Source organism: Streptomyces ruber (assembly GCF_014648075.1).
GTDB classification, from domain to species: Bacteria; Actinomycetota; Actinomycetes; order Streptomycetales; family Streptomycetaceae; genus Streptomyces; species Streptomyces ruber.
In genome coordinates, this window is sequence record NZ_BMQK01000003.1 from 449556 (window position 1) to 467898 (window position 18343).

An 18343-nucleotide genomic window follows, 5' to 3' on the forward strand; every position below is an offset into this window, starting at 1 on the left:
TCGGCTGGCCCGGCTGGTCCGAGTGGCTCGGCTGCCCCGAGTGGCCTGGCTGGTCCGGCTGGCCTGGCTGGTCCGAGTGGCCCGGCTGACCCGGCTGGCTTGACGGGCTCGGCTGCCCGGAGCGGCTCGGCTGGCTCGGCTGGCCCAGGTGATCCGAGCGGCCCGATCGATCTGGGCTGCCCCGAGCGGCCTGGCTGCCCCGAGTGGCCCGGCTGACCCGGCTGACCCGGCTGGCTTGACGGGCTCGGCTGCCTGGAGCGGCTCGGCTGGCCCAGGTGATCCGAGCGGCCCGATCGATCTGGGCTGCCCCGAGCGGCCCGGCTGGCTCGGCTGGCCCAGGTGATCCGAGCGGCCCGACCGATCCGGGCTGCCCCGACCGATCCGGGCTGCCCCGAGCGGCCTGGCTGCCCCGAGTGGCCTGGCTGGTCCGAGTGGCCCGGCTGACCCGGCTGACCCGGCTGGCTTGACGGGCTCGGCTGCCTGGAGCGGCTCGGCTGGCCCAGGTGATCCGAGCGGCCCGATCGATCCGGGCTGCCCCGAGCGGCCCGGCTGGCTTGACGGGCTCGGCTGCCCGGAGCGGCTCGGCTGGCTCGGCTGCCCGGAGTGGCCCGGCTGGCTTGACCGGCCCGGCTGCCCGAGCAGCCCGGCTGCCCGAGCGGCCCGGCTGGCCCGGGTGATCCGAGCGGTCCGACCGACCCGTCCGGACTGTCCCGGACCGGCGGTGAGCACGCCGACTGCTCGGGCGGTGTGCACGGCTCCCTGCCGGCCGCCTCGGTGGTGGCCGGCGCGGGCGGCCTCGGCTCCTTCCCCCGGGCCGAACTGGCCGTCCTGCTGGTCGCCACCGGCCTGGTGTTCTGGCTCGCCCACGTGCACGCCCAGCTGTTCGGTGCCCGGCTGGCACAACGGCCCCTGGACCGTACGGCGGTGCCGCGCGCGTGCCGTACGGAGTGGCCGATCGCCGAGGCCGCCCTGCCGCCCGCAGCGGCCGTGGCCCTCGGCCCCCTCCTCGGCCCGGCGGACCTGCGGGCCACCGGCTGGCTGGCGCTCGGCGTCGCGGTGACCGGGCAGGTGGGCTGGTCGACGGCCGCGGCCCTGCGCTCCCGGGCCCCCGGCGCATGGTCGTCCTCACCGGCGCGGTCAACCTGGCGCCCGGGCTGCTGATCATCGTCCTCAAAACGCTGCTCAAGCACTGACGCGGCACGGCTCACCTCGGCCGGGTGAGGCCGCGGAGCCGGGCGCGGCGGACCATCGGAGGACGGCACGAACGTCGCGCACAGGCCATCCGCGGGGAGCAGTACATGCGCTACGAGATCCGCATCGACGGGCACCTGTCCGAGAGGCTGGCCAAGGCATTCCCGGAGCTGGACCACGTGGTCATGTCGGATCAGACCCTCCTGTTCGGGCAGATCATCGACGAGGCGCACCTGTACGGGCTGCTGGCCCGCTTCCAGTCACTGGGCCTGCTGGTCGTGGAGATGCGCCGGCTGCCGGAGTGACCGCTCACGGCGACTGCGCGGTGAGCCGGCCCGACCGCACGGCCGCCGCCAGGGCCGTGTGGTCCCGCTCGTTCTGGTCGGCGTACCCTCGCGCGAACTCCGCGAGCGCACGGTCGAAGTGGTCGCCGCCGCCGAGATACGCGGCGATGGCCACGGGATCGCCGGAGCGCGCGTGGGCCCGGGCCAGCGAGGCCCCGCACAGCCGGGCGAACACGGCCAGCAACCGCGGGCCCATGGTGTCCGGGCGCGCGATGCCCTTCCAGTCGCGCAGCTGGCGGACGTAGAAGTCCCGGCCGTGCCCGTCCAGCCCCACCACGCGCGTCCAGCCGAGGAAGATGTCGCCGGACGTCTGCATGAGGCGCTGCCCGCAGACGACCCGGCGCCCCTGGTTGTCGAACTCCTCGCCGCCGCCGGTGTACGGCTCCAGGACCGACGGCTGCGCCTCCTTGGCCTGCAGCAGCAGCGGGTCCTCGTCGTCCCGGCCGAGCAGGAGCAGGATCCAGCAGCGGGTGCCGACGCTGCCGACGCCGACCACCTTGCGGGCCATGTCCACCAGCCGGTAGCGGCGCAGCAGATGGCGGCGCTCGGAGGAGAGACTGCGCGCGTAGGCGTCCACCAGGGTGTGCAGCTGCCGCTCCTGCCGCGGTCCGGACTCGTCGCCCGCCAGCAGGTCGCGCAACGGGACGATCAGCGGCGGGTCCGGGGTGATCCGCCGGCCCTCGGCCGTGAGCCGGGTGAGCTTCTCGAAGGCCTGGAGATGCGTACGGGTGCGGGCCCTCGCCGTCGCCGGCCCGGCGCGCCTCCTGGCCTCCTTGTCCAGGGCGGGGTCGGTCAGCGCGGGGGCGAGCAGCGCCCGTACGCCGTCGGCGTCGTCCTGCGCGTACCAGACGTCCAGCGTGCGCATGCCGGCCAGGTCCCGCATCCGGTGCCGGTAGGCCTTCACGCACGCGCGTACCGCGGTGTTCTGCTCCTTGGCCGTGAAGCCGTTCTCCCGGGCGGCGACGGCGACACTGGCCGCGAGCCGCTTCACGTCCCACTCGAACGGTCCGGGCTGTGTCTCGTCGAAGTCGTTGACGTCGAAGACCAGATGCCGTTCCGGCGAGGCCAGCAGCCGGAAGTTCAGCAGGTGGGCGTCGCCGCACAGCTGGACCGTCAGCCCCGTGTGCGGCAGGCCCCCGAGATCCGTCGCCATGACCGCGGCGGCACCGCGGTAGAAACGGAACGGCGACTCGAGCATGCGCCCGTAGCGGATCGGCACCAGCTCCGGCACCCGGCTCGCCGACTGGTCCTCGATCACGTCGACGGGGTCGGGCCGCCCCGTGGCGGGCTCGAACCAGCCGTGGCACGAGCGCGACGCCCGGGTCCGCGCACGCCTGCCGTACGCCGCGCGCTCCGCCAGGGACAGGGGGACGGGGGAGGAGCCGACGGTGGTCATGACCGAACCTCCCGGGGCATCGGGCCCCTGACGCGGCGGTGGCGGACGGCCGCCGTCCGGGCGGCGCGGCACCGGGTCGGCCGGAACGTGCGGGAGCCGCAGGAGGGAGGCACCGCCCGGGCCGTCCACCGGGCGCCGCCCGTCCACGCCGGCACGGGCGCGCCGCCCGTCCGGGCCGGTCCCCGGGCCTCGATCGTCCGAGTCGTTCGCCACGCGCCGCTCCCTCCCTCGGGCCGGACGCCGGACCGCCGAAGGCGTCCCGTGCTCACCCCACCGGGGCGGACGCCGCCCCGGATCACCCGCCGGGGGTGATCCGGCGGTGTCCGGCGCGCGGCACGCCACGGCGCGACGGTGGACCGTTCACCCGTCTCGGGTGAAGCGCCCGGTGTCCACGGCGAACACGCTGGAGGGGACACGACCGGCACGCGACGCGGGGCAGGGCGCACGCCCTGGAACGGAGGAGAGAAGTGGACGCACAGCTGTACCTCGCCTACGACTACCCGCTGTTCAGCGCCTTCTGGACGATGCTCTGGTTCTTCCTGTGGATCCTGTGGTTCATCCTGCTCTTCCGGATCGTCGTCGACCTGTTCCGCGACGACGACCTGGGCGGCTGGGCCAAGGCGGGCTGGCTCGTCCTCCTCATCGTGCTGCCCTTCCTCGGTGTGCTCGGCTACGTCATCGCGCGCGGCAAGGGCATGGGCCGGCGCGAGGCCGCCCATGTGCGCGCGCAGCAGCAGGCGTTCGACTCCTACATCCGCAGGACGGCGGCCGGCCCCGACCACTCCCACGGCGGCAGCGAGATCGCCGACCTGGCCAGGCTGTCGGACATCCGCGCCCGGGGCGACATCTCCGACGAGGAGTTCCGGCTGGCGAAGGAGCGGATCCTGCACTGACCCGCGACGGCTGCCGCACCGGCCGCGCCGGGACGGCGCCGACCGACGAGACGAGGCATCAGGATGACCACGACACATCCACACCGGGTGGCAGCGAAACAGCAGTTCGCCGGGGGCCTGACGGCCTTCGCGGCCGTCATGCTGGCCATCGTCGGGGTCCTCGACATCTGCCGGGGCATCATGGCGATCGTCCAGGACGACATCTTCGTCGCCACGCCCGACTACATCTTCGCGTTCGACCTGACCGGCTGGGGCGTGGTCCACCTCGTCCTCGGCGCGGTGGCCGTCGTGGTCGCCCTCGGGCTGTTCCGGACAGCGACCTGGGCACGCGTCGCCGGAGTGGTCCTCGCGGCGTTCGTCGTCATCGCCAACTTCCTGTCCCTGCCCTACTTCCCGGTCTGGTCACTGGTGATGATCGCCTTCTCCGGGTTCGTCATCTGGGCCCTGTGCGTGATGCGGCGCGACGACGCCGGGCCGTACGAGCGCCTGCCGCGAGACCTGTGAACCGCCGGACCCGAGGGTGAGCCGGGACAGGGGACGGCACGGTGCGCCGGGTGAGGGACGGGCGGCGCCCGCCCGCGAGGGTCACGCCGGGTGGGCGCGCCTGGCACTGCTCGCCCTGCTGGGCAGCGTCCTGGTGCCGCTCGTCGTCGCCGGACTGCGCAGCGTGTTCTGGATCCTGCTCGGCGTCGCGGGGCTCGCCCTGACCGCGGCCGGCCTGTGGTGGACCCTCGCGCACACCGCCCTGCTGCGCGTGAGCGGCATGGTGCTGTCGATCGCCGCCCCGGTCACCGTCCTCGCCGTGTACGCCGCGTACGGCCTGCTGTGGCCCGCCCTCGTCTCGCTCGGGCTGTGGGCGCTGGCCGTCCTCGCGGCCCGCACCGCGCTGGCCCCGGGCGGCGCGGCCGGCGCGCACGAGCAAGGACCGCGGCCCGCCCCGCCCCCGCTCCACCCGTGGATCGTGATGAACCCGCGCTCCGGCGGCGGCAAGGTGGAACGCTTCGGCCTGGTCGAGAGGGCGCGGGCCGCGGGCGCCCGGGTGACCCTGCTGGACACCGGGCAGCCACAGGACGTGGCCGGACTGGCCCGCCGCGCGGTGGCCGACGGCGCGGACCTGCTGGCCGTCGCGGGCGGGGACGGAACCCAGGCACTGGTGGCCGAGGTGGCGTGGCGGTACGGCCTGCCGTTCGCGGTGGTCCCCGCGGGCACCCGCAACCACTTCGCCCTGGACCTCGGCCTGGACCGCGACGACCCGGCGGCCGCCCTCGACGCCCTCACCGACGGTGTCGAGCTGCGCGTCGACCTCGGGCTCGCCGCCGACCGGGTGTTCGTCAACAACGCCTCCTTCGGGGCCTACGCGGCCGTCGTCGGCGACCCCGCCTACCGCGACGACAAGACGCGCACCGCCCTGCGCACCCTGCCCGGCCTGCTCACCGGCGACGGTCTGCCCCGGCTGCGGATGCGGACCGCGGACGTGCGGCTCGACGGGCTGCAGGCGCTGCTGGTGAGCAACAACCCCTACCGGGGCGGCCTCGACCCGGTGCACCCGGGCCGCAGGGAGCGCCTGGACTCGGGGCGGCTCGGGGTGCTGTGCGTGCGCGTCGACAACACCGCCGGGGCGGTGGGCACGCTCCGCGGCCCGTCCTCCTCCGGTGTGACCCGGCTGACCGCGCGGGAGGTCGTCGTCGAGACGGACTCGCCCACCGTGCCGGCCGGCATCGACGGGGAGGCGGTGAGCCTGTTGGCCCCCGTGGTGTGCCGGACCGTGCCCGGGGCACTGCGGGTCCGGGTGCCGCGGAACCGTCCCGGTACGCCCGTGAGCAGGCCACCGGCCGACTGGCAGCGCGTGCTGCGGCTCGCGCTGGCCACGGGGCGGGGCCGGCACGCCACGGGCCGGGGCCGGCACGCGAGGTGAGGCCGGGCGGGCCTCACCCGGTGCGGGGGAGGCCCGGGCCGGGAAAGGCGCCGACACTGTGCCCGGGATTCCTGCGAGCCGGATCGGGTGAGCGCGATGGCCACACGGGACAAGGCGCGGAAAGCCACCAGGGCCACCACGGCCAAGAAGGCCACGAAAGCCTCCAGGGCGCCACGGAGCAGGGCGCAGCGCACGGAACGCGAGCGCGCCGGGGACGCGGCCTGGCGGCAGTGGGGGCCGTACCTCGCCGAGCGGCAGTGGGGCACGGTCCGCGAGGACTACAGCCGGTCCCAGGACGCGTGGTCCTCCTTCCCGCACGACCACGCCCGCTCCCGCGCCTACCGCTGGGGAGAGGACGGCCTCGGCGGCATCAGCGACGACCGGCAACGGCTCTGCCTGGCCCTCGCGCTGTGGAACGGCCGCGACCCGATCCTCAAGGAGCGCGCCTTCGGGCTGACCAACGCGGAGGGCAACCACGGGGAGGACGTCAAGGAGTACTACTTCTACCTCGACAGCACACCGAGCCACTCCTACCTGCGCTACCTGTACAAGTACCCGCAGGCCGCGTACCCGTACGACGAGCTGGTGGCGGTCAACGGGGCGCGCAGCCGGCAGGAGTTCGAGTACGAGCTGCTCGACACCGGCGTCTTCGACGACGACCGCTACTGGGACGTGACCGTCGAGTACGCCAAGGCCGCCCCCGACGACATCCTGATGCGGATCACCGCCGCCAACCGCGGACCCGCCGAGGCGACGCTGCGGGTGCTGCCGACGCTGTGGTTCCGCAACACCTGGTCGTGGCCGGATCCGCCGAACGCGGGCGCGGCACTGGCGAAACCGCGCCTCACCGCGGCCGGCGGCGTCCCCGGCGAGACGGCCGTCCGGGCCGAGCACCCGGACCTCGGCACGTGGGAGCTGCGCTGCGCGGACTGCGCGGGCGAGGACGCGCTGCTGTTCACGGAGAACGAGACGAACACCGAGCGGCTGGACGGCACCCCGAACCCGTCGCCGTACGTGAAGGACGGCATCGGCCGGTACGTCGTCGACGGCGAGACGGCGGCCGTCAACCCCCGGCGCACCGGCACCAAGGCGGCCGCGGACCACTCGCTGACCGTCGCGCCGGGGGGCTCCGCGAGCGTCCGGCTGCGGCTGGTGCGCGTGTACGGGGGCGCCGAACCCGCCGCCCTGGGCGACGACCGGGCCGACGCGGTGCTGGAGGAGCGGCGCGCGGAGGCCGACGCCTTCTACCGTGCCCTCACCCCGCCGGGCCTCGGCGAGGACGAGGCCCTGGTGCTGCGGCAGGCGCTGTCCGGGATGCTGTGGAGCAAGCAGTACTACCGGTTCGACGTCAACGCCTGGCTCGCCGAGCACGGCGTCGACCCCTTCGGCCCCGCGGCGGACGGCATCCGCAACCACGACTGGTTCCACCTGAGCGCCGACCACGTGGTGTCCATGCCCGACACGTGGGAGTACCCCTGGTTCGCGGCCTGGGACCTCGCCTTCCACGCGGTCGCGCTCGCCATGGTCGACACCGTCTTCGCCAAGGAGCAGCTCGAACTGCTCCTCACCGACCTCTACCTGCATCCCAATGGGCAGATACCGGCGTACGAATGGAACTTCACCGACGTCAACCCGCCCGTCCACGGCTGGGCCACGTACTTCGTGTACCAGCTGGAGAAGCGGCTCACCGGCCGCGCGGACCGCGCCTTCCTGGAGCGCGCCTTCCAGAAGCTGCTGACCAACTTCACCTGGTGGGTCAACCGCAAGGACCCCGACGGACGCAACGTCTTCCAGGGCGGCTTCCTCGGCCTCGACAACATCGGCGTCTTCGACCGCAGCGCGCCCCTCCCGACCGGCGGGCACCTCGAACAGGCCGACGGCACCGCGTGGATGGCGCTGTACTGCCAGACCATGCTCCAGATGGCGCTCGAACTCGTCGAGGACAACCCGTCCTACGAGGACCTCGTCGTCAAGTTCGCCCAGCACTACCTGTGGATCACGGCCTCCCTGGACCGCGTCGGCGACCACGACGACGAGATGTGGGACGACGAGGACGGCTTCTTCTACGACGTGCTGCGGCTGCCCGACGGCCGGGCCCAGCGGCTGAAGGTGCGCTCCATGGTGGGGCTGCTGCCGCTGTGCGCCGCCACCGTCATCCAGCCCCGGCAGCTGGCCCGGGTCGCCGGGCTGCGGGAGCGGATGGACCGGTTCGTCGGCCGGCATCCCTCGCTGGCGGCCGTCTGGGCGTCGGCCATGGCCGGTTCCGCCGGCGGCCCCCGGCTGCTGTCCGTCGTGGACGACAAGAAGCTGGAGCGCGTCCTCGCCCGTCTGCTCGACGAGGAGGAGTTCCTGAGCCCGTACGGCATCCGGTCGCTGTCCCGGTACCACGCCGGCCACCCGTACACCCTCACCGTGCACGGCGAGGAACTGCGCGTCGGCTATCTGCCCGCCGAGTCCGACTCCGGCATGTTCGGCGGCAACTCCAACTGGCGCGGACCGGTCTGGCTGCCGATGAACATGCTCGTCGTCCGCGCACTGCTCAACCTGTACGGCTTCTACGGCGACGAGCTCACCGTGGAGTGCCCCACCGGCTCCGGGAACCGGGCGACCCTGTACGAGGTGGCGCGGGAGATCTCCGGCCGGGTCGTCCGCATCTTCCTCGCGGAACCGGACGGGCGGCGGCCCGTCCACGGCGGCCAGGAGAAGTTCCGCACCGACCCGCACTGGCGGGACCTGATCAGCTTCCACGAGTACTTCCACGGCGACAACGGCGCGGGCATCGGCGCCGCCCACCAGACCGGCTGGACGGGCCTGGTCGCCACCCTGATGATCACCTTCGGCAGGCTCGGCCCCGAGGACTTCCGCGACCCGTGGGACGGAGACGAATCATGAGCGCGCTGCCCGCACAGCCCGTCGTGCACGAGGTGAACACCCGCGTCTGGCTGCGGGAGACCGAGCGGCGCACGGGACGCCCGGTACGCCTCGGCGACGTGCCCAAGGACGCCTGGGACGAGCTCACCCCGCACGGGGTGGACGCCGTCTGGCTCATGGGCGTGTGGGAGCGCAGCCCCGAGGGGCTGCGGATCGCCCTGGAGGACCCCGGCCTGCGTGAGTCGTTCGCCCGGGCCCTCCCGGACGCCGCCCCCGAGGACATCGCCGGATCGCCGTACTGCGTCCGCCGCTACACCGTCGACGGCGCCCTCGGCGGCACCGCCGGGCTCAAGGCCGCCCGCGCCGAACTCGACCGCCGCGGCGTCGGCCTGGTCCTCGACCACGTGCCGAACCACGTCGCGCCGGACAGCCCCTGGCTCGCCGCCCACCCCGACTGCTTCGTCCGCGGCACCGAGGACGACCTGCGGCGCGACCCGGCCGCCTACCTCGCGGCGCACGGCCGGGTCTACGCACGCGGCCGGGACCCCTTCTTCCCGCCGTGGCCCGACGTCGTCCAGCTCAACGCGTATCGCCCCGCGCTGCGCGCGCTGACCGCCGACACCCTCACCCGGATCGGCGACCTGTGCGACGGGGTCCGCTGCGACATGGCGATGCTGATGATGAACGACGTGTTCGCCCGGACGTGGGGCGGACGCGCCGGGCCCGCGCCCGACGAGGACTTCTGGCCGGCCGTGCTGCCCGCCGTGCGCCGCCGCCACCCCGGCATGCTCTTCCTGGCGGAGGCCTACTGGGACCTGGAGTGGGCCCTGCAGCAGCAGGGCTTCGATTACGCCTACGACAAGCGGCTCTACGACCGGCTGCTGCACGAGGACGCCGGTGCCGTCCGGGACCACCTGCGGGCCGACGAGGGCTACCAGCGCGGCCTGGTCCGCTTCCTGGAGAACCACGACGAGCCGCGCGCGGCGGCGACCCTCGCGCCCGTGGCCCGGGAACGCGCGGCGGCCGTGGTGACCGCCACGCTGCCGGGCGCGACCCTGTGGCACGAGGGCCAGTTCACCGGGCGCCGCGTCCGGCTGCCCGTCTTCCTGACCCGGCGCCCCGACGAACCGGCCGACGACGGACTGCGGGCCTTCCACGAACGGCTGCTGACCGCGGTCCGCAACAGCCGTATGCGCGACGGCCGCTGGCAGTTGCTGGACGCGACGGGCTGGCCGGACAACGACACCTGCCGTGAGCTGCTCGCCTGGAGCTGGACGAACGGACCGGGCCGCTTCCTCGTCGTGGTGAATCACTCCGGCCGCCCGGCCCAGGGCAGGATCAGGCCGCCGTGGCCCGAACTGGCGGACGGCACCGGCGACACGGACCTGCTGGACCTCATGGACGGCGCCCGCTACGTGCGCTCCGGCAGCGAACTGGCCGGCCCGGGGCTCTTCGTCGACCTCGACGCGTGGGGCGGCCACGTGTTCGCCGTCGAACCCGGCGCCTGACGGACCGCAGGAGGGCACGCGTCCGCCGGAGTGAACGGAGCGCCGGGAACCGCGCGGTGGAGAGGGCTGCGCGGAGGGGGCCGATCACCGCTCGGTCACCTCCGCGGCCCGCCCTCGGGACCTGCCGTACCAGTCGTGCACGACGGCGCTGTTCACGACGAGGTCCTGCACGGACGCCCCGCGCCGGTCGACCGGTATCCACAGCAGGCCCCAGGGCAGGAAGACGCACAGCACCGCCCGCAGCACGGCGGCGGCCACGGTGAACCGCCCCCGGGAGCGGCTCAGCACCCGCAGGCCCAGCAGCTGGTCCCCGACGGTGCGCCCGCCGACGAGCCAGCCGGCCGCCAGATAGGAGACGGCGGTGACGTAGCCGAGGACGAGGGTGAACCAGCCGGCGGGCCGCGGCAGCGCGAACGGCGGACCCAGCAGCAGATAGCGCCCCGCCGCGTAGCCGAAGTGGACGGCGAAGACGGCACAGAGCACCACGAGGAGGTCCACGAAGCCCGCCGCCGCTCGCGAGACGACCCCGGCCGGCCGCCCCTGGAGGACGGGTGACGTCACGGCCGCGGCCCGGCCCGCAGCGGCACGAGGGCGGCGTCGTCCGAGGCGTCCGAGGCGCTCCTGCGCAGCAGCCGGTCGGTGAGTCGCTGGACCAGCCGGTCGGCGCGGGCGTTCTGCCGGCGGAACGCGTCGAGCGTCTCCCCGGCGATGCTCCCGCCCGTGTCCCGCACGATCCTGCCCAGCTCCAGCTCGTCCAGGACGCCCTCGGTGTACGCCACCAGGTCGAGCTCGGCCAGGACCCGTTCCGTGTACGCGACCAGGTCGACCCGGTCCAGCACGGCGTCCACGTCCACGCGGCCGGCCACGGCGCCCACGTCCACCCGCCGGGCCACGCGCTCCACGTCCACCCGGTCGGCCACCGCGTCCACGTCCACCTCGGCGAGGACGGCGGCCGTGAGCGCCCGCGTCACCGCCCGCGCCGTGGCCCGCAGTTCCTCCCGCGCCCGCAGCCGCTCCGCCGCGCCCCGCGCGCTCCACACGGCGACGCGCGCTTCGACCGCCCCGGCGATCCCGGCCGGCACGGCGCCGCGCGCGACGGCCCGCACGCGGGACAGGACCCGCGTGTCCACGGCGGCCACCGCGGCGAGCGCCCGCTGCTCCAGCTCCAGCGCGAGGCCCAGCGCCGCGTCGGGCAGCACGCCCCACCCGTCGTCCTCCGGCCGCCCGCGCGCGGGGCCCCCGACGGCGATGGTGACGCCCCGCGCGGCGGCGTCGGCCAGCCCCACGACGAGGCGCGTCGCGTACCCGGCCGCCCTGCCCGCGAGGCCGCCGCGGGCCGCCCCGCCGGCGGGCACCGGACCGGGCGGGCCGGCCGGACCGGTCGTCACCGTCACCGCACGAGCACAGCAGCCCGCGGCCGACGGGACATCACCCGCCGGGGGTGACCGGCGCCCCGCGCCCGGGCCCCCGCCGTGAACGACCCGTGCCACGAGGGCAATCGCCCCTCCGGGGTGATGCGGGCCAGGCACCCGGACAGCACAGTGCGCCCATGGAACCGACGAGGCGAGAGCAACGCCCCGCGCGCGTGGCGCTGGGGGCCGCGGCCGCGGCCGTGCTGGTCCTGCTGGTGGGGGCGGGCCTGCGGTCCCCCGCCCTGGCGGCCGTGGGCCTCGTCGGCTGTGCGCTCACCGCCGCCGGGACCTGGTGGGGCGTCACCCGGCGCGGTGCGCGGCGGGCCGCCGCCAGGGCGCTGGCCCTGACCGCCCCGGTGTGGGTCCTGTGGCAGTACACCTCGGCCCGGCTGGGCTGGGCCGTCGCCGTCTCCGCGGCGCTGTGGCTGCTGGCGGCCGGCGCGGCCCGGACCGCCCTCGTCCGGCACGACGCGCCGGTGCCGCCGCCCGAGCACCCGGCGCCCGGCATCCACCACCCCTTCCTGATCATGAACCTGCGCTCGGGCGGCGGCAAGGTGCGGCGCCACTCGCTGCGCGAGCAGGCCGAGGCCCTGGGCGCCGAGGTGCTCCAGCTGGAGTGGCGCGGCGAGACCGACGTCGCCGAACTGGCCCGCAAGGCGGCCTCCGAGGGCGCCGACCTGCTCGGCGTCGCGGGCGGCGACGGGATGCAGGCACCGGTCGCCGACGTCGCCGCCGCCCTGCACCTCCCCTTCCTGGTGATCCCGGCGGGCACCCGGAACCGGTTCGCGCGCAGCCTCGGCCTGGACTGCGACGACCCGGTCAGGGCGCTGGACGCGCTGTACGACGGGGTCGAGCTGCACGTCGACATGGGCAGGGTCGGCGACCGCCCCTTCGTCAGCGACGTGGCGTTCGGCGCGTACGAGGGGACGGCGGCCGGCTCCTGGTACCGCGGCGCCGCGCGCCGCCCCTGGCACCGCGACCGCCCCGTCCGTACGGCCCTGAAGGCGCTGCCCGGCCTGCTCGCCGAGCACCGGGGCGTCCCCCTCACCGCGCACGCCGGCACGGTCACCTGCCGCGCCCCGCAGGCCCTGCTGATCAGCAACAACCCGTACGGCACGGGCGACATCGCCGGGCTGGGGATCCGGCCGCGCCTGGACGGCGGCGAGCTGGGCTGCGTCGGCGTCGAGGTGACCGGTGCCCCGCACGCCGCCGGACTGCTGAGGGGCTGGCGCTCCTCCGGGCTGACACGGGCGGCGGCGACGGACGTACGGGTCGACGCCGACGCGCCGTGGCTGGCGGCCGACGTCGACGGCGAGGCGTCCCGGCTGCGCGTGCCCGTCCGCTGCGAGGTGCGCCCCCTGGCGCTGCGGGTGATCGTGCCCCGCCGGCGGCCGGGCCCCCGCGGCGCCCGGCCGCCGCTCGACTGGCGGCTGCTCACGCGGCTGGCGTCTCCGCCGGCCCGCCCACCGGACGGGCTCCCCGCCCTGAAGCCGACGCGGAGCGGCGCACCGTAGACCGGGACCGCCGCGGACCGGGACCGCCGCGGACCGACACCGGCCGGTACCGGAGTACGCCGCCGGAGCGTCCCCTCCCCGACGGCGTACGGCCGGTGCGGCGCCGCTCCCCGTGCCGGCGCCCGCGCGGGCTCCCGCACGGCCGTTCCATCAAGCCGCGGAACGCGCGGCGCCGCGTCACCCGCCAGGGGTGAGAATCCGGTGCCCCGGGCCCGCCGGCGGGCGCACCGGCTGAACTCCTCGATCGCGGGCACACGACCGTAGTGATCTTCGTGCCGCTCCGTTCATGAGGGGGAATCAGCATCGTGGCCATGCCCGTACGACGCAGCCGGCCGGTGCGGCCGGTGGACCGCAAGCGCGCCTTCGACCTGCGCTCCACGGCGTTCTTCTTCGTCCTCCTCGCCATCCTGGTGGGCCTCGCGGGGTTCACCGTGCGCGCCCTGGCCGACGTCGTGGAGCGGCGGCCCGTCTGGGCGGTGCTCCTGGCCGTGGCCGGGGTGGCACTCGTGGCGGCGGCCCGCAGACGCGGGCGGCGCCGGTTCTCCGCGGCCGGAACGGTGCGCAGGGCGACCGAGGCCCTCGACGAGGCGGCGAGAACGGCGGCGGACGCACTGGACGCCGGGGGCCCCTCCGGCCGGGCCGCGGCCGTGCCGGCACCGCCCGCCGCCGGCGCCGCCGGGAGGACGCTCGTCCTCCCGGACGACCCGGTCACCGCGCAGGCCCCGGCCGCCGGCCACGACACCGCCGCCGGGACGGCCGCCGTCGTCGACTACGACGCCATGGACGCCGACGAGTTCGAGCAGGCGGTCGCGGCGCTGTGCGAACGGGACGGGTGCGCGGACGTCGAGGTGGTGGGCGGCGCCGGGGACCTCGGCGCGGACGTCGTGGCCAGGACCCCGGACGGGCGCGCCATGGTGATCCAGTGCAAGCGGTACAGCGACACCAACCGCGTCGGCTCCCAGGACCTGCAGCGGTTCGGCGGCACCTGCTTCACCGTGCATGGGGCCGACGTCGCCGTCGTGGTCACCACCAGCGACTTCACCGCCCCGGCGGCCGAGTACGCCGAGCAGTGCGGCATCCTGTGCGTGGCCCGGGAGACCCTGCTGGCCTGGAGCGACGGCACGGGGCCGGCGCCCTGGCTCACGGCGTGAGGCTCACGGGGTGAGTACCACCTTCTCGCAGTCGTCCTGCTTGTTCTTGAACAGTTCGAAGGCGTGCGGGGCCTCCGCCAGCGGCATCCGGTGGGTGATCACGCGGGTGGGGTCGATCGTGCCCTCCTCGATCAGTCCCAGCAGCCGGTCCAGGTACCGCTGCACATGGCACTGCCCGGTCCGCAGGGTCAGTGACCTGTTCATCCAGGCCCCGGCCGGGAACTTGTCCATCAGCCCGCCGTAGACCCCGACGACCGACACGACGCCCCCGCTGCGGCAGCACATGACGGCCTGGCGCAGGGCGTGCGGCCGCTCGGTCCCGGAGCGCACCGCCTGCTTGCCGCGGTCGTACATCCGCACGTGGGGAGCGCCGTGCGTGGCCTCCAGACCGACCGCGTCGACGCACTTGTCCGGACCGCGCCCGCCGGTCATCTCCAGCAGGGCCGAGCGGACGTCGACCTCCTCGAAGTCGATCGTCGTGTACCCCTCGGCGGCGGCCATGTCGAGCCGGTAGTCCTCCTTGTCGATCGCGACGACCTCCTCGGCGCCCAGCACCCGCGCCCCGTCCATGGCCATCTGGCCGACCGGTCCCGCGCCCCACACGGCGACGACGTCACCGTCCTGGATGTCGCACATGTCGGCGCCCATCCAGCCGGTGGGCAGCACGTCGGAGAGGAACAGCACCTGCTCGTCGGTGAGGTCGGACTCGATCTTCAGCAGGTTGACGTCGGCGAACGCGACCCGCGCGTACTCGGCCTGCCCGCCGGCGAAACCGCCGGTGAGGTGCGAGTAGCCGTAGATCCCCGCGGTGGGGTGGCCGAAGATCTTCTCCGCGATGCCGGCGTTGGGGTTGGTGTTCTCGCAGCACGAGTACAGCTCCGCCCGGCACGACGCGCACGCGCCGCAGGCGATGGGGAACGGCACGACGACCCGGTCCCCGACCCGGATCCTGCCGGTGTCCACGCCGGGACCGACCTCCACCACCTCGCCCATGAACTCGTGGCCCATGATGTCGCCGGACTGCATGGTGGGGACGTACCCGTCGAGCAGATGCAGATCGGAGCCGCAGATCGCCGTCGAGGTGACCCGCACCACGGCGTCCCGGCTGTTGAGCAGCGAGGGGTCCGGGACGTCCCGGACCTCCACGCTGTTGCGGCCCGTCCAGCAGTTCGCCTTCATGACAGGGCCTCCCTCAGCTCCTGCTCGGTGAGGGGGCGCGCCGGGTGCTGCGGGAACTCGTGGCGGGCCGCCTTGCCGAACGGCGCGCCCTCGGAGCGGACCACCTCGCCGGTCTCCGCGACCTGCTTGAAGCGGCGCAGGTCGTCGTCCAGCTGCTGGGCGGGAGCCTCGCCGGCGTAGCGGGCCGCGGCCCTGCCGAGCGCCCCGGCGGGCATGTCGTGGCACAGGGACACATGGACCTCGGTGCCGCGTCCGCCGGGCGCCGGGGTGAACCGGACCTCGCCCCAGTTGTCGACGTCCGCGCCGTCGGCCGCACACCAGGCGATGCGCCGGCCGGGCTCGTCGGCGACGATCTCCGCGTCCCACTCGACACAGCCGCCGAACGGCGCGCTCACCCTCCAGTGACTGGTACGGGGGCCGGTGACCCGCACCTCGTCGACGTGCGCCATGAACGACGGCAGCCGCTCCAGGTCGCGCCAGAGGCCGTACGCCTCCTGGGGCGTCCTGGCCACGGTCGTGGCCGCGGCCCGGCGGACGGGCGCGCTCCGGGTGCGGGTCACCGCGGCGTACACGTCCGCGGCGGTGACCAGCGCGGCGGCCGCGGTGGCGAGGGCGGTGCGGCCGTGTCCGCGGCCGTCGTGGTGGCGCAGCGCCCTGCCGAGCATCGCCAGGTCGGTGATGTCGCCGCCGACCCGGCTCCACAGCCAGACGGGGGAGGGCCGGCCCAGCAGCCCGGCCGCCGCCGTGAGCTCCCGTACGCCGACCGCGGTGGTGGCCGCGCGGTGCAGCGGCGTGTTCCCCACGCCCAGTGCCCGGGCGACCCCGTCCGGCCGGGCGACCTGGGGCACGCCCAGGACCGCGCTGACCAGGCCGAGGCCCCGGACGAGCGGATCGTGCCGGAGGGCGGCGGACGTGTCGCGCCGGCCGGGGGAGAAGTCGACGGCGCGGGTACGGGCGTGCCGGTGCCGCGCCGTCCCGGTCTCGGAAGCGTTACTCATCGCGTGCTCCGTACGGAGTCGGACGGGCGGGTCGCGAGGAGGGGCCGCTCCCGCGGCCCGCGGGGCACCGGGGCGAGGTCCCCGTCCCGGAGCCCTTCAAACGGCATCCGGAGGGGTTCGTTCCGCTGTCTCCCCGGACACCGGCGCCGTCAGCCGCCGTCAGCGCCCCTGCGCGGTCCGCCCCGGGATGCTGATGCCGTACTGCCCCAGCTTGCGGTACACGGTGGCGCGGCTCATGCCGAGCCGGTCGGCGGCCTGCGCCACCGTGGTCGCCGGCTCCGTCAGACAGCGCACGATCTCGTCCCGCTCCAGCGTTCGGCCGGGTGCGGGGCCGGGCGATCCTGGTGCCCTGACCCGGGCACCCGTGGCTCAGGAGTGCCGCTTGTGACGGGGGGAGCGGCGCGGGCCCTCCTGCTGGTGGACCAGCAGGAGGGCCAGGAGCAGTGGTACGGCGGTGCACAGCGTGAAGATCATGACGTCCCCTCTCGCTTCGCTGAACGCTGCATGCCCGGTACCCAGCCAAAGCAGTCCCAGTGTGCGCAGTTCAGCTCATATGAGGAGCCGCAGGTGCCGCGGGGTCCCGTCACCCGAATGGACCCCGCGGCTGCGTGCGCACGGCCCATGTGCGGTCTGCTGGAGGGAGAGAGGCGTCCATCAAGGGAGCCGATCATGTACGAGATGTGTGCAGGCCACGAAGAGCACGGCGGAACGCTGGTGTGGCACGTGATGGCCAAGCGGTCCAGCGAACCCCTGTGCGGCCGGCGGTTCATCCGCGCGGCAGACGCCGCGAGCGCGGAACGGGCGGGTCACTGCCCGGCGTGCATGGCGTCGTTCATGAAGCTGATGACGGCGCCACCGGATGCGGAGTCCCCCGCCGGCACACCCCGTTAGGGTTCGTCCCCAGCGGTCCTCGTATCCCATGTCCGGGCGTCGGCGGATTCTCCCGCCGGCGCCCGGACGCTCGTCGCGCCCCGGAGGGTGTCAGACCTCGGCGAGGGTCTGGAGGGGAGTGCGGCCGTACGCGCCCCGGTAGTGGGCGGCGAACCGCCCGGGGTGGAAGAAACCCCAGCGGGCGGCGATCTCGGTGACCGTGACACCGCCGCACGGTGAGGCGGCCACGAGGTCCTGGTGGGCGTGGGACAGGCGTACCCGGCGCAGATGGGCCAGCGGGGTGGTGTCCAGGTGCCGGCGGAAGGCGTACTGCAGCGCCCGGATGGTGACGTGCGCGGCGTCGGCGATGTCGGCGACGCTGATGGGCTGGTCGGCATGACCGTCGATGTAGGCGATCGCGCGGCGCAGCGTGGTGGGGTGGGCGTCGTTGCGGTCGGGGCCGGTGGGGTCCGTCAGCGCGGTGTTGGGGAAGGCCGCCAGGACGGTCGCGGCCAGGTGTTGCACGGCGGTGGCGACGACCAGCGGCTGTTCCGTGACGACGGGGACGGACATGATGTGGTCCCGCACGTACAGGACGGAGTGCCGCAGATGCTGTGCCGCGGCCGGCGAGTGGGGCCGGTGCCAGGTCAGACGTACCGGTTGGGGCCTGCGCTGTGGGGCCGTCTCCGCGACCTGGGCGAGCAGGCCGGGCTCCAGCAGGGCGATGGTGTACTGGGCGTTGTCGCAGATCCGCCCCGAGTACGGGAGGTGCGGCGGGGCGAGGGTCCCCACCTCGCCGGGCCCGTAGGCGTCCTCGACCCCCGGAAAGGTGTGGTCCCGGAGGGTGCCGGAGTGCATGCAGCACACGCTGACCCTGCCGAGGGGCGCGACGTCGTAGGTCATCTCCAGGCGGATGTCGAGCCGGTCGGCGGTGACCGCCGTCAGGGCGTCGCGCCGGATCCGTATCCGGCCGGCGTCGGGCGACCTGCTGCCGATGCGGATCTTCGCATAGGTCCGGCTGAGCCACTCCTCGGCCGCGTCCAGATCGTCGCTGTCGAATACCAGCGTGTCCATACGACCTCCGCAGTGCCGAAGGGAGAC

General features: G+C 74.8%; 15 protein-coding genes and 1 pseudogene. 9 read left to right on the forward strand and 7 right to left on the reverse strand.

Features of this window, described 5'->3' with window-relative positions:
• The first annotated feature begins 705 nt into the window (after positions 1-705).
• Together IEZ04_RS10230 and IEZ04_RS10235 are read left to right on the forward strand one after the other, a co-directional pair.
• Positions 706-1193: pseudogene (locus IEZ04_RS10230) on the forward strand (hypothetical protein).
• Between the two features lie 105 nt (positions 1194-1298).
• Complete coding sequence (locus IEZ04_RS10235) at positions 1299-1496, forward strand: DUF8691 family protein (protein WP_189216412.1); 198 nt, start codon at positions 1299-1301, stop codon at positions 1494-1496.
• A 4-nt stretch (positions 1497-1500) separates the two neighbouring features.
• Here IEZ04_RS10235 and IEZ04_RS10240 read toward each other — a convergent pair whose 3' ends face one another.
• The gene (locus IEZ04_RS10240; RefSeq protein ID WP_189216413.1) at positions 1501-2931 is read right to left on the reverse strand and encodes a DUF2252 domain-containing protein; all 1431 of its coding nucleotides are present in this window, start codon (positions 2929-2931) and stop codon (positions 1501-1503) included.
• 467 nt (positions 2932-3398) lie between these two features.
• Here IEZ04_RS10240 and IEZ04_RS10245 point away from each other — a divergent pair, with 467 nt between their 5' ends.
• The 5 genes from IEZ04_RS10245 to IEZ04_RS10265 all read left to right on the forward strand — a co-directional run bounded on the left by IEZ04_RS10245 (position 3399) and on the right by IEZ04_RS10265 (position 10118).
• Positions 3399-3824 (forward strand): SHOCT domain-containing protein, encoded by a 426-nt coding sequence (locus tag IEZ04_RS10245; RefSeq protein ID WP_189216414.1) that lies wholly within the window; start codon positions 3399-3401, stop codon positions 3822-3824.
• A 63-nt stretch (positions 3825-3887) separates the two neighbouring features.
• Complete coding sequence (locus tag IEZ04_RS10250) at positions 3888-4328, forward strand: DUF7144 family membrane protein (RefSeq protein ID WP_189216415.1); 441 nt, start codon at positions 3888-3890, stop codon at positions 4326-4328.
• A gap of 16 nt (positions 4329-4344) precedes the next feature.
• Positions 4345-5739 carry a diacylglycerol/lipid kinase family protein gene (locus IEZ04_RS10255; RefSeq protein ID WP_373296284.1) on the forward strand — a complete coding sequence of 465 codons (1395 nt, stop codon included), beginning with the start codon at positions 4345-4347 and terminating at the stop codon, positions 5737-5739.
• A gap of 96 nt (positions 5740-5835) precedes the next feature.
• Positions 5836-8631 carry an MGH1-like glycoside hydrolase domain-containing protein gene (locus IEZ04_RS10260; protein WP_189216416.1) on the forward strand — a complete coding sequence of 932 codons (2796 nt, stop codon included), beginning with the start codon at positions 5836-5838 and terminating at the stop codon, positions 8629-8631.
• Complete coding sequence (locus tag IEZ04_RS10265) at positions 8628-10118, forward strand: alpha-amylase family protein (protein ID WP_189216417.1); 1491 nt, start codon at positions 8628-8630, stop codon at positions 10116-10118. Before IEZ04_RS10260 ends, IEZ04_RS10265 begins: the two co-directional genes overlap by 4 nt.
• 84 nt (positions 10119-10202) lie before the next feature.
• Here IEZ04_RS10265 and IEZ04_RS10270 read toward each other — a convergent pair whose 3' ends face one another.
• The gene (locus IEZ04_RS10270; protein ID WP_189216418.1) at positions 10203-10679 is read right to left on the reverse strand and encodes an RDD family protein; all 477 of its coding nucleotides are present in this window, start codon (positions 10677-10679) and stop codon (positions 10203-10205) included.
• Positions 10676-11512 (reverse strand): hypothetical protein, encoded by an 837-nt coding sequence (locus IEZ04_RS10275; RefSeq protein ID WP_189216419.1) that lies wholly within the window; start codon positions 11510-11512, stop codon positions 10676-10678. The genes IEZ04_RS10270 and IEZ04_RS10275 overlap by 4 nt, the downstream gene beginning before the upstream one ends.
• Before the next feature lie 155 nt (positions 11513-11667).
• Between IEZ04_RS10275 and IEZ04_RS10280 the strand changes: the two genes are divergently transcribed.
• On the forward strand, positions 11668-13044 hold the full coding sequence (locus IEZ04_RS10280; protein WP_189216420.1) for a diacylglycerol/lipid kinase family protein: 1377 nt from the start codon (positions 11668-11670) through the stop codon (positions 13042-13044).
• A gap of 311 nt (positions 13045-13355) precedes the next feature.
• Positions 13356-14195: a restriction endonuclease gene (locus IEZ04_RS10285; protein WP_189216421.1), complete on the forward strand. Its 840-nt coding sequence runs from the start codon at positions 13356-13358 to the stop codon at positions 14193-14195.
• 3 nt (positions 14196-14198) lie between these two features.
• Here IEZ04_RS10285 and IEZ04_RS10290 read toward each other — a convergent pair whose 3' ends face one another.
• From IEZ04_RS10290 to IEZ04_RS10305, 4 genes are all read right to left on the reverse strand, one after another.
• Positions 14199-15374 carry a zinc-dependent alcohol dehydrogenase gene (locus tag IEZ04_RS10290; RefSeq protein WP_189216422.1) on the reverse strand — a complete coding sequence of 392 codons (1176 nt, stop codon included), beginning with the start codon at positions 15372-15374 and terminating at the stop codon, positions 14199-14201.
• The gene (locus IEZ04_RS10295) at positions 15371-16372 is read right to left on the reverse strand and encodes an SRPBCC family protein (RefSeq protein WP_189216423.1); all 1002 of its coding nucleotides are present in this window, start codon (positions 16370-16372) and stop codon (positions 15371-15373) included. The genes IEZ04_RS10290 and IEZ04_RS10295 overlap by 4 nt, the downstream gene beginning before the upstream one ends.
• 159 nt (positions 16373-16531) lie before the next feature.
• Positions 16532-16684, reverse strand: a complete 153-nt coding sequence (locus IEZ04_RS10300) for a helix-turn-helix domain-containing protein (RefSeq protein WP_268245663.1) — start codon at positions 16682-16684, stop codon at positions 16532-16534.
• A gap of 669 nt (positions 16685-17353) precedes the next feature.
• On the reverse strand, positions 17354-18316 hold the full coding sequence (locus IEZ04_RS10305) for a helix-turn-helix transcriptional regulator (protein ID WP_189216424.1): 963 nt from the start codon (positions 18314-18316) through the stop codon (positions 17354-17356).
• Positions 18317-18343 lie beyond the last annotated feature (27 nt).